This is a genomic window from Pseudoalteromonas sp. SR45-5 (assembly GCF_014163565.1).
Lineage (GTDB): Bacteria > Pseudomonadota > Gammaproteobacteria > Enterobacterales > Alteromonadaceae > Pseudoalteromonas > Pseudoalteromonas distincta.
On sequence record NZ_JACJDN010000868.1, the window covers coordinates 1 to 1,301 of the forward strand.

The 1,301-nt window shown below is 35.8% G+C and carries 1 protein-coding gene; it reads left to right on the plus strand.

Annotated elements, in window-relative coordinates:
* Positions 1 to 21 precede the first annotated feature (21 nt).
* Positions 22 to 1,301 (plus strand): bifunctional diguanylate cyclase/phosphodiesterase (locus tag H5072_RS19710; RefSeq protein WP_259396002.1); only part of this gene is annotated, 1,280 nt, incomplete at its 3' end.

Here is a 1,301-nt window from a genome sequence, read left to right on the forward strand (position 1 = left end):
TTCTTAGTTGTCAAACTGAGTTTGAAAAGCATCCTTAAAATAGAGCAAGCAACGCAGTATCAAAAATATCAAACTGAGCACGATAACTTAACAACCTTACCCAACCGCAATAACTTTTTTAAATCCTTGAGTAAACAAGTCGATTACCCTTCTTCATTTGCATTATTTTATATTGATTTAAATAATTTTAAACAAATTAATGATGCGTTTGGTCATCAATGTGGTGATCAACTACTGGCTGCTTTTGCTAATAAGTTAAGCAAAGAACTATGTGGCATTGCTAAGTTATATCGAATAGGGGGGGATGAGTTTGCGTTTTTACTGAATACCGATACTGATGAAAGCATGGCTCACTGTGTAAATATTATAAACTCAGCCGTTAAAGCTCCGTTTTGTACACATGAGCAAATGGTTAAAATACAATTAAGTATAGGCGTAAGCCGTTTCCCAGATGATAGCCGATTACCCGACCAGTTACTAAAAAAAGCCAACTTGGCACTGCATGAAGCAAAAAAGACATTTCAACCTTTAGTAAATTACTCACCTGAAATAGGTAAACGAGCTGAGGACTTTTTTGATTTATCAGTCAAAATTAAAGCCGCGTTACACAAAGGTGAGTTCGAGCTTTATTTACAACCAATAATGAACTCCAAAGATATTCAATTGCATGGCCTAGAAGCGCTGATCCGATGGCCGCAAGCTGATGGTAGCTTTATTAGTCCTGAAAAGTTTATAAGTGTAGCTGAGCGTACAGGGCTTATTTTTGTTTTATCGAAATGGGTTGTACAAGAAGCAGTTAACCATATTAGAAAACTTAAACTGTTTGGGTTTACCGGTACTATTCATGTCAACTTATCAACGAAAGATATTGAAAGCAGCGAGTTTTACGAATTTATAATTAGCTTACTTACTACTGACCCGACTTTAAGTGATTCACTAATATTTGAAATTACAGAAGGGGCAATGATGACAAACATACCCGCAGCAAGAAAAATGATGCAGCAGTTAAGTATGCGTGGATTTAAATTTAGTGTTGATGATTTTGGTACGGGATTTTCGTCACTGTCGTTATTAAGGGAGTTGCCCATAAACCAGATAAAAATAGATCAATCGTTTATCAAAGATATGCTCATTAATCCGCCTGATTACGCTATTGTAGAATCTACGTTGTTTTTGGCGAGCCGATTAAATTGCGATGTAGTAGCTGAAGGAATAGAAACCAAAGAAGTAGAGCAAGCGCTATTGAGTATGAACTGTGATTATTTACAAGGGTATTTATATAGCAAACCAATAGATATAGA